Source organism: Algoriphagus oliviformis (genome assembly GCF_017254915.1).
GTDB lineage: Bacteria > Bacteroidota > Bacteroidia > Cytophagales > Cyclobacteriaceae > Algoriphagus > Algoriphagus oliviformis.
The window spans coordinates 347,978-363,782 of record NZ_JAFKCT010000002.1 but is presented as its reverse complement, the minus strand read 5'-3'; the positions used below and the strand labels follow the sequence as shown (position 1 = coordinate 363,782).

Sequence of the window (15,805 nt, the reverse complement as noted above, 5' to 3'; positions counted from 1 at the left end):
CAAGAAAAAAGCCCCAGAACATCCGGGGCCTTAGATTCTTAATTTCTCTTGTTTATTTCGTCCCTTATCCGGGCAGCTCTTTCGTAGTCTTCGTTGGTGATGGCTTTTTCCAGAAGCTGATTCAGCTTATCCAGGCTAAAATCCTTCAATGAAGGTTCTTTTTTGGGGCTTGCCTTCGGAGGCGGAGATTGGGATTCCTTGGTGCTCTCCAGTTTTTTGTCCTCCTCGGTAAATTCGATCGCCGCCTCGGACATCACCTTTTCGGCACAGAATATCGGCGCGGAGAATCTTACCGCAATCGCAATCGCATCCGAGGGCCTGCTGTCGATCTCGACCAGGGTTGCGCTGTTTTTGCAGTGGATTTTGGCATAGAAGACCCCTTCCTTCATGTCCGATATGACGATCTTCTCAATTTCAAACTTGAAACTGTCGGAAAACGACTTGAACAAATCATGGGTCATCGGACGGTTGGGGATGATCTTTTCGATCTCAATGGCTATCGCCTGAGCCTCAAACATTCCGATAACGATAGGTAATCTTCTGCTTCCCTCTACCTCTCCCATCACCAGGGTGAAAGACCCCGATTGTGAATGGTTGGAAGAAAGTCCCAAAATCTCCAGTTCTACGAGTTTTTCCACAAAATTAAAGTTCAGCTTTTAGTGCCTCAGTTAGCTTGGGTACCACCTCAAAAGCATCCCCTACTATCCCATAATCGGCCGCTTTGAAAAATGGCGCCTCAGGATCTTTGTTGATCACGACAATGCATTTTGAAGAGTTGACCCCCGCAAGATGTTGAATAGCTCCTGAAATTCCTATGGCAATGTATAAACTTGGGGCAACTTTCACCCCTGTCTGGCCCACGTGCTCATGGTGTGGTCTCCAGCCGATATCCGACACAGGTTTGGAGCATCCCGTGGCTGCGCCGAGTGTTTTTGCGAGGTCTTCGATCATGCCCCAGTTTTCCGGGCCTTTCATTCCTCTACCACCCGACACCACGATATCCGCCTCGGGAAGCAGGATTTCGCCTGTCGCTCTCTCGGTGGAAGTGATTTTGGAGGCAAAGTCCGCATCGGAAAGCGTCACGGAGATTTTCTCCACAGTGGCATCAGCTCCGTCGGCCTTCAGGTCGACTGCGTTTTTCTTTACCGCGAGGATTTTGTTTTCGGTGGTGATGGACGACTCGGCAAAGGCTTTTCCGGTATAGATGCTGCGCTTCACGGTGTAGCCACCGGAAGTGTTGGGAAGCTCTACCACATTGGACACCAGCCCTGCATTCAACTTGATCGCCAGTCGGGCAGCCACGGCATCCCCTAGGGAGGACTTGGCCAATACCAAGGTTTTGGCACCCACAGATCCAAAAGCCTGGGCCACCGCTGCCGCATGGGCTTGGATCACGCCGTCGGTGAGTCTGGCGTCATCGGCATGGAGAACTTTGGACGCCCCTGCTTTGCCTACCGAAGCCAGCTCTCCTGAGTCCACCGTGCCCAAAGCTACGGCCACCACTTCCCCTTCGCCGGTCTGAGCGGCCAAGGCATTGGCGTAGGACACAGCTTCGAGGCTGGTTTTCTTCACTTTTCCGTCTGCGTGCTCTATATATACTAAGATTGACATAAGATCTTGATTTATCGAAATTTACCAAAAATTGATTAAAGTACTTTTGCCTCGTTTTTGAGCATTTTGACCAGTTCGGCCACATTGTCTTTGTCCACGAGTTTTACCGCTCCTTTGGCTGGCGGCAACTGGAAACCGGTCGCTTCGGCCTGGGTCTCTTGGCTGACGGGCTCTACCACCTTCAGCGGCTTGGTGCGGGCAGACATGATGCCGCGCATATTTGGGATTTTCCACTCAGCGATAGGCTCCTGACATCCCGCGATCAGAGGCAGCTGGGCTTCCAGATGCTCTTTGCCGCCTTCTATTTCACGCGCCATCTTCACCGTGGATCCCTCTACTTCCAGCTTCATCACTGGGGAAAAGGACGGCATTCCGAGCAACTCGCCGACCATGCCGTGCACCATCCCGCCGTTGAAATCTATGGACTCCCGGCCCATCAGGATCAGGTCATATCCACCTTCCTTGGCATAGTGGGCTATCTGCGTGGCGACGAAAAAAGAATCTTTGGGAAAGGAATTGACCCGAATCGCGTCGTCAGCGCCTATGGCCAGCGACTTTCTCAGGGTAGGCTCGGTCTCGGCCTCTCCTACGTTGAGCGCGGTCAGGCTGCCGCCGGTCTGGTCTCTGAGCTCCACTGCCCGAGCCAGTGCATAATCGTCGTACGGACCGATAATAAACTGAACTCCTGTGGTATCAAACTTGGTATTATTGGCAGTGAACTGAATCTTGGACGTAGTATCCGGGACGTGGGTGATACAAACAAGAATCTTCATTGGTTTAGAGTTAGATTATTTTAGATTTATTTTGCGTGAAAATAACAGCGAAAGGTTAATTAAAAAAACTATTCATGGGCAATTTGGACAGACTTTCCCTACTCCGGGACTTTATCGAGGAGGAGCCAGAAAACCCCTTTAACTATTACGCTTTGGCTCTGGAACTTCGGGAAAAAGATCCCCGAGAAGCCGGGCGGCTCTTTGACCTGGTCTTGGAAAAGCATCCCGACTACCTGCCGGTGTATTTCCCCTCTGCACATTTTTTTGCGGAGCTGGATGAGCTGGAAAAGGCCCAAAATCTGTTCGAATCCGGTATGGAGCTGGCGACAAAAACCAAGGAAGAGAAGGCTTTGAAGGAACTCCGCAATGCCTACCAGAACTTTCTTTTTGAAAATGATCTGGACTGAGACAGCCGAAAATCCGAATTTCGAAACCAGCGGGTATGAATTGGCGACCATTTTTCTAACTTGAAGCTCCCAGAAACGCATTGACCTATGATCTCCCAAAAAGAAATACTCGCACACTTTCTGCCTCTGATGGAAGCGCAGGGGAAGCGCTTCAGAAAGCGGAGCCTAATCCGGGCCAAAAAAGCCAAACCGGGGCTCGAAGTCGTCACGCTCACCAGCGACGGGGTGGAGACCAAAAACACTGCGGAAAAGGGGGATTGGCTGGTCGAAAACCAGACTTCGGCCAAAGAAAGCTACCTGATCAAAGCCGAGACTTTCGAAAAGAAATACATCCTGATGCACTCCCTTGGCGAAGGCTGGGGCTGCTACCGCCCCGTAGGTGAAGTCTATGCCTACAAGGTCTCCGAAGAGGATTTGGGAAAATTCGGCGCGGGTGAAGTGATGGAGTTTCAGGCTCCTTGGAAGGAGTCCATCGTCGTGAAGACCGGAGATTTTTTGGTGGCCCCCACGGACAAAAGCGAGATCTACCGCGTGGCCAAAAAGGAGTTTGGCGAGACCTACGAGGCAATCAAGGAGTAAGGACGATCTTTCCCATCTGGTCTCCAGCCTTCATCCGGTCAAAGGCCTGCACCGCATCGCCAAAGCCAAATACCCGATCAATCTCAGGTCGTATCGCATGCTTCATCACAAAAGCGATCATATCCAGGAAGTCTTGGTCGGATCCCATCGTAGAGCCCATGATCTTGAGCTGGTTCCAGTACACTTTTCTTGCCTCCAGCTTGCCCGGCAGTCCCATCGTCGCACCATAGAACACAATCCTACCCCCCGGCTTGCATACGTGGATCAGGTTGTTGAGCGGGTCTCCTGCCGCTCCGTCGATGATCACGTCAAAGCCTCCGGTAGCTGCTAGGGCCTGATCCACCCAATTGGATTCCAGGTAATTGAAACCATGCTCTGCCCCAAGACTTCTGGCTTTCTCCAGTTTTGCGCTTCGGCTACTGCTGACCGAGAGCTTGGCCCCTAAGGCTACAGCGTATTGCGCAGCAAACTGCGCCACACCACCACCGATGCCCGTCACCAAGACCTGATCCCCAGCTTTTGCCTGTCCCTGATATAGCAAAGCCCTGTAGGCGGTGAGTCCCGCCAAAGGCAAAGCCGCAGCCTCCTCCCAAGTCAAATGGGCGGGCTTCTCGTGCAGCCTATCGGCCGGGATGGCGAGGTATTCGGCAAAAGTCCCTTTCTCGGCATACCCAAAATCTGGAAATCCTTGGACTGCGCACGCTGATCAGCGCCCCAATTGATGGCGGGGTTGATGATGACTTCCTTTCCGATCCAGGCTGAATCCGCGTCGTCAGCCACTCGCTCCACGACCCCGGCACCATCCGAGCCAAGGACTACCCCATCCGAAAGGTTGGGGTAAAGTCCCTGGCGACACCACTCATCACGGTGATTGAGCGCGGCGGCTTTGATCCGCACCAGCACCTCGCCAGCATTCAGCTCCGGCTCAGGCAGTGACACGAAATCTATCTTTGGTTCCGAATTTCTGTCTAAAACTATTCCTTTCATCTTCAAAAAATCTGTTTTCACCAGTACCTCTCTTGTTCCAGTTTGGCACCTTTTCCTTAATAATCTAAAGTCTAACGTCTTGATACTAGCCTCTTGATACTAGAGTCTTGATACTTAAAACGGTGCCGGACCGCCGTCGCTCTTGAAGACATCGTCGATGTCATCCTCATTGGCCCTACTGCTCAGCTTGATGGTCTGGCCACTGTCAAACGCCGAAACGCCCGATGCCCCCGAGGTAAACTTGTGGGAATAGGCGACCTCCGGCGCTTGGCTACCTCCATAGCCCATTCCACCCATCCCTGAGTCCAAATCAGCAAACTTGGTGTACTTGCCGATAAAACGGAGTTTGACGTTTTCCAGGGAACCGTTTCTGTGCTTGGCGATGATCACCTCGCCGACCCCGGCTGTGGAGTTGTTGTCCTCGTCCTGGGTGATACCGTAGTATTCCGGACGGTAGAGGAACATTACCATATCGGCATCCTGCTCGATGGCACCGGATTCCCTCAAGTCGGACAGCTGCGGGCGCTTGTCCCCGCCCCTGGTTTCCACCGCACGGGACAGCTGCGAGAGTGCAATGACCGGGATGCTGAGTTCCTTGGCGATCTTCTTCAAGGCTCGGGAAATACTCGCAATCTCCTGTTCACGGTTGCCGCCACCTCCGCCTTTGGTGTCACCGGACATCAGCTGCAGGTAGTCGATCACGACCATCTGGATATCGTGCTGGGCCTTTAGCTTTCGACATTTGGCGCGAAGCTCAAGAATGGACAGGGCCGGCGTGTCATCCACAAAAAGCGGAGCTTTGGACAGCTTGGCGGTCTTGTGAACCAATTGCGCCCATTCATGGTCGGCAAGAGAGCCTTTTTTGATTTTTTCGGAGTCCAGCTCTGCCTCGGAGGAAATGAGACGGTTGACGAGCTGGACAGAGGACATCTCCAGGGAGAAGATCGCTACCGGTCGGCTGTGATCGACTGCGGCATTCCTCAAGGTAGAGAGTACAAAGGCCGTCTTTCCCATCGCCGGACGGGCCGCGATGATGACCAAGTCGGACTTTTGCCAACCGGAAGTCACCCGGTCCAAAGCCGTAAATCCGGAAGGAACTCCGGTAAGACCGTCTTTTTGGTGCTTCTTTTCCTCCAGCTCCTTGATCGCATCGCGCATGATCGAGCGCATATCGGAGTAGTTTTTTCTGATGTTTTTCTCCGAGATCTCAAACAGCGACTGCTCCATCTTGTCCAACAGCTCAAATACGTCAGTCGTATCCTCAAAGGCGTCCTTTTGGATTTCTCCCGAGATACGGATCAGCTCACGCTTGATGGACTGCTCCGTGATGATCCGGGCGTGGTATTCGATATTGGCTGCCGAGGCAACCTTGGAGGTCAGCTCAGTGACATAAAAAGCACCGCCTGCGATCTCCAGCGCGCCGCTTTTGCGTAGCTGGGTGGTGACCGTGAGCAGGTCGATGGGCTGGCTTTCGGTAAAGAGATCCAGGATCGCCTGGAAGATCACCTTGTGCGAATCCTTGTAAAAACTCTCCACCTTCAGGATATCGATGACGTTGGTCAGCGCGTCCTTTTCCAGCATCAGCGCCCCGAGCACCGCCTCTTCGAGCTCCACCGCCTGGGGAGGGACTTTGCCCAGAAAGTTGGCTGGGCTGTCGAAATTCGGCTTTTTGCGGGTGATTCGGGGTTGGTTGGTATTTTCGGTCATAGAACAAATGTATCGGCTGAAAGGCAAGAGTTTTGAACAAGTTTTACAAAACTTATCAACAAGCCTAACCAGCAAAAATCAAGCCCCTATCGGGTTCTTTCTTTATAGTAAACGCCATTTCGATAGCCCCTAAACATGGAGCAGAGCATCCCCCAGCTGGAGTGCCACAGGATCTCCGACAGCGGAATCCCCAGGATCGTCGCCCCCATGTAGGTACCGTCCAGCATGCCATAAGTATCCCAAAAATGTGGGAACAGGATGCGGAACGTGACAAAATAGATCGCAATCGTGATCAGCATCACCGCGCTTCCCGAGATCAGGGAGAGACCGATCAGGTCGGGTCTTTGGATCCAGATGTAGATGGACAAAGCCAGGAAGGTCAGGAAGGTGGTGTATCCGGAGTGGATTTTCACCCCGAAGGTGAAGATGGTCAGGCTTGCGCAGCCGATCAGCCAGAGGTAGAAGAAATCCTTGTTCTTGGCCGGAGTCTGGTAGTCAAAGTTAATCTCGCGGCGCGTGAAGGAAGAGTGGATGTACCCACCGACCCCAAACATGGCAAAGCCGATGATGAAGTCCTCGATGCCGACGATCCCTACCCCAAACAAGGTTGGCGGCCGCCAATAGTCGTGGAAATACCAGACTTCGGCCACTACCCCCATGAGCCCCCCGATCGCGCACACCTTGACCATGCCGCTTTTCCAGGGGTTTTTCAGATAGACTACCAGCCAAGCCAGCATGTAGAGCAGGGAAAGGGTCAGGTAGGCGTACTTGTCTTCGAGCATTCTCGGGGAAATTTTGCCCGAAAATAGCCAAAAAGCCACGGGCTCAAAAAAACCTTGAAATCAAAAAAGAATAGTCCCTGAGCAGCCGTGTTTTATTTTTAAGTTTGACGGGCAAAGCATAACCTCACTTTTCATCTATGAAAAAATACCACTTCATCGCCATCGGTGGAGCAGTGATGCACAATCTGGCCCTCGCCTTGGTCAAAAAAGGCTATCAAGTCACCGGATCGGATGACGAGATCTACGAACCTTCCCGCACGCGCCTGGCCAATGCCGGCATCCTACCTGAAGCCTACGGCTGGTTTCCGGAGAAAATCTCCGGCGACCTCGACGGGATCATCTTGGGGATGCATGCCCGCATAGACAATCCCGAGCTGATCCGGGCGCAGGAGCTCGGCATCCCGGTTTATTCCTTTCCAGAATTCATCTACAACCAAAGCAAGGACAAAAAACGCGTAGTGATCGCCGGCTCCCATGGCAAGACCTCGATCACCTCGATCATCCTCCATGTGCTCAAGGAGCAACAGGTGGACTTTGACTACCTCGTCGGTGCACAGATTGCCGGCTTTGACCTCATGGTACGGCTGTCGGATGCGCCGGTGATCATCATCGAGGGCGACGAGTACCTCACCTCCCCCATAGACCGTACGCCGAAGTTTTTCCACTACCACCACGACATCGCGCTGGTCAGCGGGATCGCCTGGGACCACTTCAATGTGTTTCCGGATTTCGACGAATACAAGGCGCAGTTTTCCAAACTGATGGACAAAACTCCCGCAACTGGCGAGCTGATCTACTGCGCCGTCGATCCCTTGGTAAACGATGCCGCGGAGCAGTCATCGACCAAAGGTCAAAAGACTCCCTACCGCGCCCATCCCGCCCAGATCCTCGATGGCAAGACCTTCCTAGAAACAGAACAGGGACTCGTCGAGATCGGGATTTTCGGAGATCACAACCTGCAAAACCTCCAAGGTGCCATGGAGATCTGCCGAGCCTTGGGTGTGTCCAAAGAGCGGTTTTATCAATCGATTCCTACATTCAAAGGAGCCGCCAAACGACAGGAAATCCTCGCCAAAGGCGATAGCTGCATTCTTTTCCGGGACTTTGCCCATGCCCCGTCCAAACTGAAGGCTACGGTCAATGCAGTCAAAAGCCAGTTTCCCGAACGAAGGCTGATTGCCGTGCAGGAGCTGCACACTTACTCTTCGCTCAACAGGGCATTTTTGCCTAACTATGCCCACTCCATGGACGCCGCAGACCTGGCCCTGATCTACCTGAATCCCCATGCCGTCGCGCTGAAGAAGCTGGAGCTCATGGACGAGGCCACCTTGCGGGAGGGATTTAAACGGGCGGATTTGATGCTTTTTACCGAAAGCTCTGCGTTAAAAGATTATCTTAACTCGCAAAATTACAGCAACACAAACCTGCTTTTGATGAGTTCGGGCAACTATGACAACCTGGATCTCGAACCGCTCAAAGCAAAATTCAATTCCCAATGAAGCTCAATCTAAGAAACGCAATTGCATTTTTTGACCTCGAAGCTACCGGCACCAATGTCGGAACCGACCGGATCGTGGAGATCTCCATCGTGAAGCTTCACCCCGATGAAGGAAGGGAAATCTACACCAAGCGCGTCAACCCCGGAGTGCCCATTCCCCTCGAAGCATCGCTCATCCACGGCATCTATGACAAAGACGTGAAAAACGAGCCCGGCTTCAAGGACATCGCCAGAGAGGTACAGCAGTTTATCGGCACGGCGGACTTGGGGGGCTTCAACGTCCTGAAATATGACATTCCGCTTTTGGTCGAGGAGTTTCTCCGGGCCGGGATCGACTTTGATCTCGACCACAGAAACCTGCTCGATGCGCAAAAGATCTTTTTCCTGATGGAAAAAAGAAACCTCAGCTCAGCCTATAAATTCTATTGCAATCGCACCCTCGAAAACGCTCACAGCGCAGAGGCCGACACGCTCGCTACTTTGGATGTCTTCCAAGCACAAGTGGAGCGCTACCAAGGCGAGGAAATCGAGGACCTGCAGGGAAATCGGGTGGGGATTTTCACCAACGACATGAGGAAAATCCATGAAATGGTCAATGAAAAAATGGTGGATCTAGCCGGAAGGTTTGTCTTCAACTCCCAAGGTCAGGAGATCTTCAACTTTGGCAAGCACAAGGGAAAAACAATCGAGCAAGCCCTGAAGGAAGAGCCCGGCTACTACGAGTGGATGATGAAAGGGGACTTTCCCCTGGACACCAAGCGCAAGCTGACCCAAGTGAAGCTGCGCGGATTTGGCATGAAGTAGGACGATGAACAGTTTTCAGAGGGCAGTGGGCAGTACACAGAATTCTGCCTACTGCCCACTGGAAACTGCCTACTGGAAGCCGCCTACTGCTTATAATATTCCAAGGCCTTGGACATATTGGCATTCAGACGCTCGATACGACGGTCAGGACCAGGGTGGGTAGAGAGAAACTCCGGCGGAGCGGCTCCACCCGCGGCGGCCATTCTTTCCCAGAAGACCGGCGCTTGGCGCGGATCATATCCAGCCATCGCCATGAAGATCAAGCCCATTTCGTCAGCTTCCAGCTCATGTTTTCTGGAAAAGCTCAGCATTCCCAGCTGACTTCCCATCCCCACGGATTGCAATAGAATCTGCTCCATCATGGTAGGGTTTTGGCCCAAGGCGGTGGAAAAAGCCGTCATACCCAGGTTGATGGCCATCCCGTTTGACATACGCTCTCTCGCATGCGAGGCGACTGCGTGGGCTATCTCGTGGCCCATGACCACGGCAATCCCAGTCTCATCTTTCGTGATAGGCATGATCCCGGTGTAGAAAGCCACTTTTCCTCCCGGCATACACCAAGCGTTCACCTGTTCGCTTTCCAGCAGGTTAAACTCCCAAGCAAAGTCGTCTACCAGCTCCTGATATCCCTCGGCGATCAAAAAGGCCTCCACGGCTGCTGCCATCTTCTTTCCTACCCGCACGACTTTTTGTCCGTCTGCCGTGCCGGTCAGGGTCTTGTCCGAGGCCAACGCTTTCTTATACTCTTCATTGACTAGGGGCTGGATCTCGTCGTTGGAGACGACTGCCAGCGCGTTTCTGCCCGTAAGCGGAACTTTGGCACAGGAAAAGGCCAAAAGTCCCATCGCAAAAATCAATATTGTCTTCTTCATGGTGGATTGTTTTATAAAAGCCGAAAGTCAAAAACGATACCAAGGTTCCGCGGCCAAGCGAATTTTAGTACTTTGGGTAAAAATCCCAGCGCATGGAAACCCGAACTTCAGCCCACCTCCTTTCGCCTGCCGCATTGGCCTACCAGCGCAAGATGGGCAGCCCGCTGGTATTCTGGTTTGCCATGCTCCTGAAGCTCCCTTCGGCGATTTTCTGGAAGCTCCGGATCAAGACGCTGACAGCCGAGCGCTGTGAAGTCACCATCCCCTACGGATGGAGAACCCAAAACCCCTTTCGGTCTATCTATTTTGCCGCACTTGCGGGCGCTGCGGAGCTGAGCACCGGGGCGTTGGGCCAGTTGGCCTTGGCTGGACGGGGCGCGTTCAGCATGCTGGTGGTGGATTTTCGGGCGGAATACTCGAAGAAGGCAAATGCAAAAATCACCTTCACCTGCGATCAAGGCTCTGAGCTGTTTGATCTGGTAGAAAGCCTAAAAGTCGGGGAAGCCGGACAGCTGACGATGGTCTCCACGGGAAAAAACCCTGCCGGTGAAGTGGTGGCCAGATTCTTCGTCACCTGGTCCTTTAAGCGCAAATCCTAAAAGTCCAGATAGGATTCGAGTCGGACAAACTCCTCCAAACTGGCCTCCACGCGCTCTTTGGGCCAGTCCAAAAATTCATGCTCCAGATGAAACTCGTTGAAGCGGACGATCATCTCGTCCCAGTCTTCGCGGTCCAGTCGGTAGGACGCCATCAGCTCCTCTCGGATCGGCTCGGAGTCGATCACTTCCAGATAGCCCTTCCGGCGCTCGATCCATGCCAGCCTTTCCTCATACTTTCGAAGCTCCCGGTTTCTCTTGGTCAGCGAGCTCAGCACGCCGTACATCGCAAATCCGGGTGTAAGGTTTGGCGAATTCAAGGCTCCCCCACTGACGGAGGTACTCAGCTTCCGTTCCGTCTCCGGCTCATCCTCGGCCAGGTAGAGCTTTCCGTCCTTAAAGCGAAAGCGATACGGCTCGGCCTCCACTTGGAACGTCGGCAGCAAGCGGGCCTTGTCCTGGATCTGCAGCAAAAGAAACCTGTCCTCTCCCAGCACCAACTGATGGTCGACAAAACCCGGAAAACTCAGCCGAAGTGTGTCGCCTACTTCCCCTTCGAGGGAAAAATATCCCCGACCGTTGGTGGCCGTTTGGCTTTTTCCAGACACAGATACCAGCACTCCCTCCAGATACTTTTTGTCAAAAGCATCCAGCACATTGCCGGAATACGACTGTCCGCTGGCGCAAAAGACACAGCTAAAGAACACGATGAGGAAAAGGCCTGCTTTCATTTCGCCCGCAAAATACCCGTTTATCACAGGCTCCGGAAAAAGTACCCGTTAAAGTAACTTAATGACTATCGGCTGGGAAGAATGATTTCACGGGATGCATTGCCTATTTTCGCAGGATGAAATTCAGCCTGACCCGCATCGCCCCCACCCCCAGCGGATTTTTGCATTTGGGAAACGCATATTCCTTCCTGATCACCAAGGCACTGGCCGAGAGGCACGGCGCCAAAATCCTGCTGCGCATCGACGACCTGGACAGGGAAAGGTACCGAGCTGAATACGTCGAGGATATTTTTGAGACATTGGATTTCCTGGAGATCCAGATTGACCAGGGGCCAAAAGACCTCCGGGACTTTGAGACCGATTGGTCCCAGATCCATCGCATGGGAATATATGAAAGCGCATTGGAGAAATTGAAAGCAAGCGGAAAGGTCTTTGCATGCGACTGCTCTAGGAAAAAGATCCTGCAGCTCGATCCGTCAGGCTATTATTTAGGCCAATGCATAGACAGAAAATATCCGCTGGACAAGCCCGAAAGCGCGTGGAGAGTGGATACCCAAGAGTCTGACTTTGTCAAATTCACCGAATATCCGGACCAAAAGAAAAGCGAGCTGATCCCGCAGGATACGGCCTTCTATGTGGTGAGGAAAAAAGACCGCCTTCCCGCCTATCATTTGACCTCAGTGGTCGATGACGAGCTATTTGGGGTCGACCTGATCGTGAGGGGAAGCGACTTGCACAGCTCCACGCTGGCCCAGCTGGATCTGGCGAGGATCATCGGCGCCGAGGGATTTGGCCAGGCGACCTTTCATCACCATGCCCTGATCAAGGGGCTCAACAAGGAAAAGCTCTCCAAATCGGAGGGAGCCACTTCCATCCAATTCCTGAGAAAAGAGGGCAAGAAGCTGCCAGAGTTCTTTACCCTTTTGGGACAACTAATGGGAGCCAAGGAACGGCTCGTTGACTTTGGAGGCTTCAAAAATGCCTTGGGGCTCTAGCCTACTCTAGGCCTACCCGCTTTTTCCATTCGGGATATTCTTTGAAAAGCTTGGCGGGACTGGACGTGTACCAGCTGTAGCCATTGCGCCGCTCGTAGCCTATCTCGGCCAGGGTCTGCTTTTTCACCCCGTCCCGATCACAGAAAAACGGCTGTCCGGTCTCCAGGTCGTAAAATCTCGCCCACAGTGTCGGAGCAGTTGGGTCCGGCACCACGATCCGGTTTTTCCTGCCCTCCGCGTCCAGCTCCGTATCCAGCCGTAGTCCCTCGACCCGATGGCTGTCAAACCAGTCCATCGCCCCTTCGACCGCGGCGATCACTTGATCGGAAGGCTGATCGACTCTCATGAGCAGCAGCACGATCCCGACCGACTCGGCCCCGCTGTAGGACGCGAGTTCAAAGGCCCTAGCCTTGGCCGGCGCAAGGGTATTTTGGTCGTGCTGGGCGCACCAAACGGTCGGCTTGCCATCCACCACGATCTGGGTAGCCAGGATGCATTTGATCCCTTTGTCAAAAGCTGCCTTCGCTTTGCCCTTTGTCTCGGTATCGAGCTCCGAGGCAGCAAAGGCTCCGCTACCCGCATAGACCTCCTTCAGAAACCGGAGGATGTTGACCATCGCGTCGTCGTTGTAGGTAATGTATTCGGAATAGGACGCCCCTCCACTGCGGGCTGGATAGAACTGAGGCCACCCCCCGTTGGCGTATTGGGCTTCCAGCGTATAGTCCAAGCCTTTTTTGAAAGCCTCGGCGTAGGCTGGGTTATTGGCGTGTTTGGCCATATTTGCCAAAAAACGCAGCTCTTGGATGGTGGCGCCGTTGTCGAAAGTAGCCCCCAGCCCGTCGGAGGCGGCGAGGATTTCGTTTCGCTCCGCGTCGGACACAGGATGGTGAAAGTCCTTGTTTTTCTCCCAGCCTCCGATTGCCTTTTGGTAGAGCAGCACATTTTCCGCCACGTTTTTGGCCGCTTCTGATCCATACCAGGAGTCGGGCATTCCGGTCGCCACCTGCTTCCAGCTTTTGTCCAAGTAGCCCGTTTCCTTCTCTTGGGCTATGGCGGAAGCAGAAAATACGGTTGCAAAAAAGTATGTCAGGAGTTTGGTTTTCATGGCTTGGGCTTAAGTAATTGTGTTTTGAAGCGAGAATATAAGCGGTCTTTGTGAAACCCAGAACAAAGCCACCGCTTTTTAACGATGCTATCGGAAATTTCCACAACCAAAAAAAGCTGCCCCAATGGAGCAGCTTTCGATGAGTAAGTTTTGACCGTCTAGTTGGGATGGGTGACGTAGCGCTCAAAGAACTCCACGATCCGTCCAATTCGGTCCATTCGTCGGTTGATATTGCCGGAGCGGGACAGCTCATGGCCTTCATCTGGATAGCGGATGTACTCCACGGGTTTACCGAGGATTTTCAGGCTCTTGTAGAGCAGTTCTGATTGGCGCACGCCCGTACGTAGATCCACATCGCCGTGGAAAATCATCAGTGGAGTCTGGATGTTGGCGACGTAGGTTTGGGGGCTGTTGTATTCCAAAATTTCCTTTACGCCCTCTTCCCAAGGATAGCCAAAGTAGTTGGGCACGAGTCTCCAAGCATTGCCCTCACCCATGAAGAAGGTCAGATCATAGACCCCCCGCTGAGCCAGTGCGGCCTTGAAGCGGTGGTCGTGACCCACGATCCAGGCGGTGAGGTAGCCGGCATAGGAGCCTCCGGTAAGAACCAGTTGGTCTTCGTCGATCCATTCGTATTTCTCCACGGCTTTGTCCAAAGCCGTCAAAACGTCCTTGGCAGGGCCATCTCCCCAGTCCCGGTAGTTGCCGCGCTGGAAATGCTTGCCGTAGCCGCCACTTCCGCGCGGATTGGCGTAGACGATACCATAACCTCGGCCTGCCAACACCTGAAACTCATGCCACATGCTGGACTCTCCCGGCCCCCACATCGCAGTCGGGCCGCCGTGCATTTCCAGCAGGGTCGGATATTCTGTGCCCTCCTTCAGTCCGAAAGGCGGCATCACCCAATAGTCCACCTGGAACCCGTCCTGCTCAAACTGACCTGCCTCAGGCTGGGACACCCAGCGCTCAGCCAGCCATGCCGTGTTATAGTTCGTCAGCTGCTTTTCGCCCTTTCCAGCCAAATCAGCCACATAGAGCTCACTCGGATCGGCCACCTTGGTCAGGGCGTAGACGAGCTGGCTTCCGTGCACGTCGAAGCTGTTCACTCCCACCGGTCCTGTGATCACTTCGCTGATCTTGCCGCTGGAGGCCTCCGCTCTGTAGAGTGTCACGCCGCCTTGGTTTGCACCGGTGAAGTAGATCGCCTTGCTGTCGTCTGTCCATTTGGTTCCTCCGAGTCGACGATCCAGTTTTTCGGTAAACCACTTCAGGCCGCTGCCGTCTGGCTTTGCCACACCGATCAGGGACTGGTTGAAGCTGCGATCCTCCGTATCCTGACCGGAGACGAGGAGCATTTTTCCGTCAGGGGAAAAAGTCGCCTCGGAAAAGCGATAGCCCTCCTGCGTCAAAAAGACCGAAACCGCCTGATCCGCCACGTTGATCTTGAAGATCTCCGAATCCAGCTCAAAGCTCAGGTCGGGATGCTCCTCGCTCTTCACGCTGCTTGCCAGCACAAAGCTCCCGTCTGGAGACCAGGAGGCGCTGCCAAAGCTTTGGTAGCCGGAGGTCAGCTTGCTGCTTTTCTTGGTCGCCACGTCGATCACGCCGAGATGGCGGTAGCTAATGTTGGTAGACAGACCGTTTTCACCGAGGAAATTGAGACGATCAATGACGCGGGGATTGTTTTTGGAGGCGTTTTTAGCCAGCCAAGCACGGAGCTCGTCCAGGCTTCCGTCCATGTCCGCTTTGGTGGATTCCTCGCCTTTGCCCTCTTTGGCTGCGGCATAGTTGGGCTCGTCGCCGTAGATACGGCCCGGGCGGGGATTTTCCCAAGGCGGTGTTCCTTCCATCGCTGTCAGCGGAACGGAGAAGGAAAACAGGATCTTCTTTCCGTCCGGAGACCAGACGGGCGAGGAAGCGCCGTCTTTCTCGGAAGTCAGCACCTGTGCCTCGCCCCCATTCAGCGGCAGAATCCAGATTTGGGGCTTGCCTTCCCAGGATTTGGTGAAGGCCAGACTTTTGCCGTCAGGCGACAGGGCAAAGCCAGAAAGGTCATAGCTCGGGCTGTTGAGTACCTGGGTCTGTGAAGGATCGGCCAGACTAACGCGGACGACCTGGCTTTTGTAGTCGTACGCTCCGTCCTTTCCGGCTTCCATGTAACTTTTCACAAAGATCACCTGCCCGTCGGGCGTGATCTCCGGATCGCCCACCGTGACGATCTTGGTCAGGTCACTGAGCTGCACCGGCTTTTTGTCCTGCGCCTGGGCAAAGCCAAAGCAGAGCAAAAACACCGGTATCAGTGCGTTTCTCTTGAGTCTCATTAGGTTTATATTTTGTTTTGAAAACTGAAGGTCAAAC

General features: G+C 53.6%; 17 protein-coding genes. 6 read left to right on the top strand and 11 right to left on the bottom strand.

Features of this window, described 5'->3' with window-relative positions; translation table 11 throughout:
- Positions 1 to 38: 38 nt before the first annotated feature.
- From J0A68_RS07180 to J0A68_RS07170, 3 genes are read right to left on the bottom strand one after another with little or no spacing between them, the layout of a single operon-like run.
- The gene (locus tag J0A68_RS07180; protein WP_206577504.1) at positions 39 to 638 is read right to left on the bottom strand and encodes a bifunctional nuclease family protein; all 600 of its coding nucleotides are present in this window, start codon (positions 636 to 638) and stop codon (positions 39 to 41) included.
- Between the two features lie 4 nt (positions 639 to 642).
- Positions 643 to 1,611 carry an electron transfer flavoprotein subunit alpha/FixB family protein gene (locus J0A68_RS07175; RefSeq protein ID WP_206577503.1) on the bottom strand — a complete coding sequence of 323 codons (969 nt, stop codon included), beginning with the start codon at positions 1,609 to 1,611 and terminating at the stop codon, positions 643 to 645.
- A 35-nt stretch (positions 1,612 to 1,646) separates the two neighbouring features.
- Complete coding sequence (locus J0A68_RS07170) at positions 1,647 to 2,384, bottom strand: electron transfer flavoprotein subunit beta/FixA family protein (protein WP_206577502.1); 738 nt, start codon at positions 2,382 to 2,384, stop codon at positions 1,647 to 1,649.
- Between the two features lie 74 nt (positions 2,385 to 2,458).
- Between J0A68_RS07170 and J0A68_RS07165 the strand changes: the two genes are divergently transcribed.
- Together J0A68_RS07165 and J0A68_RS07160 are read left to right on the top strand one after the other, a co-directional pair.
- Positions 2,459 to 2,791 (top strand): tetratricopeptide repeat protein, encoded by a 333-nt coding sequence (locus J0A68_RS07165; protein WP_206577501.1) that lies wholly within the window; start codon positions 2,459 to 2,461, stop codon positions 2,789 to 2,791.
- A gap of 87 nt (positions 2,792 to 2,878) precedes the next feature.
- Positions 2,879 to 3,370, top strand: a complete 492-nt coding sequence (locus J0A68_RS07160) for a hypothetical protein (protein ID WP_206577500.1) — start codon at positions 2,879 to 2,881, stop codon at positions 3,368 to 3,370.
- On the opposite strand, the gene J0A68_RS23000 is transcribed toward J0A68_RS07160, so the two are convergent.
- From J0A68_RS23000 to J0A68_RS07145, 4 genes are all read right to left on the bottom strand, one after another.
- Complete coding sequence (locus J0A68_RS23000) at positions 3,360 to 3,968, bottom strand: quinone oxidoreductase family protein (RefSeq protein WP_317195094.1); 609 nt, start codon at positions 3,966 to 3,968, stop codon at positions 3,360 to 3,362. The genes J0A68_RS07160 and J0A68_RS23000 overlap by 11 nt on opposite strands.
- Complete coding sequence (locus J0A68_RS22995; RefSeq protein ID WP_317195093.1) at positions 3,965 to 4,357, bottom strand: alcohol dehydrogenase catalytic domain-containing protein; 393 nt, start codon at positions 4,355 to 4,357, stop codon at positions 3,965 to 3,967. The genes J0A68_RS23000 and J0A68_RS22995 overlap by 4 nt, the downstream gene beginning before the upstream one ends.
- A gap of 114 nt (positions 4,358 to 4,471) precedes the next feature.
- Positions 4,472 to 6,064, bottom strand: a complete 1,593-nt coding sequence (gene dnaB, locus J0A68_RS07150) for a replicative DNA helicase (protein ID WP_206577499.1) — start codon at positions 6,062 to 6,064, stop codon at positions 4,472 to 4,474.
- Between the two features lie 86 nt (positions 6,065 to 6,150).
- On the bottom strand, positions 6,151 to 6,846 hold the full coding sequence (locus tag J0A68_RS07145; RefSeq protein WP_206577498.1) for a lycopene cyclase domain-containing protein: 696 nt from the start codon (positions 6,844 to 6,846) through the stop codon (positions 6,151 to 6,153).
- 137 nt (positions 6,847 to 6,983) lie between these two features.
- On the opposite strand from J0A68_RS07145, the gene J0A68_RS07140 reads away from it, so the two are divergent.
- The gene (locus J0A68_RS07140; RefSeq protein WP_206577497.1) at positions 6,984 to 8,345 is read left to right on the top strand and encodes a UDP-N-acetylmuramate--L-alanine ligase; all 1,362 of its coding nucleotides are present in this window, start codon (positions 6,984 to 6,986) and stop codon (positions 8,343 to 8,345) included.
- Complete coding sequence (locus J0A68_RS07135) at positions 8,342 to 9,148, top strand: 3'-5' exonuclease (RefSeq protein WP_206577496.1); 807 nt, start codon at positions 8,342 to 8,344, stop codon at positions 9,146 to 9,148. The genes J0A68_RS07140 and J0A68_RS07135 overlap by 4 nt, the downstream gene beginning before the upstream one ends.
- Positions 9,149 to 9,231: 83 nt before the next feature.
- On the opposite strand, the gene J0A68_RS07130 is transcribed toward J0A68_RS07135, so the two are convergent.
- A complete protein-coding gene (locus tag J0A68_RS07130; RefSeq protein ID WP_206577495.1) occupies positions 9,232 to 10,020 on the bottom strand; it encodes a M48 family metallopeptidase in 789 nt (262 codons plus the stop codon).
- Positions 10,021 to 10,112: 92 nt separating this feature from the next.
- Between J0A68_RS07130 and J0A68_RS07125 the strand changes: the two genes are divergently transcribed.
- Complete coding sequence (locus J0A68_RS07125) at positions 10,113 to 10,619, top strand: DUF4442 domain-containing protein (RefSeq protein WP_206577494.1); 507 nt, start codon at positions 10,113 to 10,115, stop codon at positions 10,617 to 10,619.
- Here J0A68_RS07125 and J0A68_RS07120 read toward each other — a convergent pair.
- Positions 10,616 to 11,347: a peptidase associated/transthyretin-like domain-containing protein gene (locus J0A68_RS07120; RefSeq protein WP_206577493.1), complete on the bottom strand. Its 732-nt coding sequence runs from the start codon at positions 11,345 to 11,347 to the stop codon at positions 10,616 to 10,618. The genes J0A68_RS07125 and J0A68_RS07120 overlap by 4 nt on opposite strands.
- Positions 11,348 to 11,463: 116 nt before the next feature.
- Here J0A68_RS07120 and J0A68_RS07115 point away from each other — a divergent pair, with 116 nt between their 5' ends.
- Positions 11,464 to 12,342 (top strand): glutamate--tRNA ligase family protein, encoded by an 879-nt coding sequence (locus J0A68_RS07115; RefSeq protein WP_206577492.1) that lies wholly within the window; start codon positions 11,464 to 11,466, stop codon positions 12,340 to 12,342.
- A gap of 1 nt (position 12,343) precedes the next feature.
- Here the strand turns inward: J0A68_RS07115 and pelA are convergent, their stop codons facing one another.
- Positions 12,344 to 13,447, bottom strand: a complete 1,104-nt coding sequence (gene pelA, locus J0A68_RS07110) for a pectate lyase (protein WP_206577491.1) — start codon at positions 13,445 to 13,447, stop codon at positions 12,344 to 12,346.
- A 158-nt stretch (positions 13,448 to 13,605) separates the two neighbouring features.
- Positions 13,606 to 15,768: a S9 family peptidase gene (locus J0A68_RS07105; RefSeq protein WP_206577490.1), complete on the bottom strand. Its 2,163-nt coding sequence runs from the start codon at positions 15,766 to 15,768 to the stop codon at positions 13,606 to 13,608.
- Positions 15,769 to 15,805 lie beyond the last annotated feature (37 nt).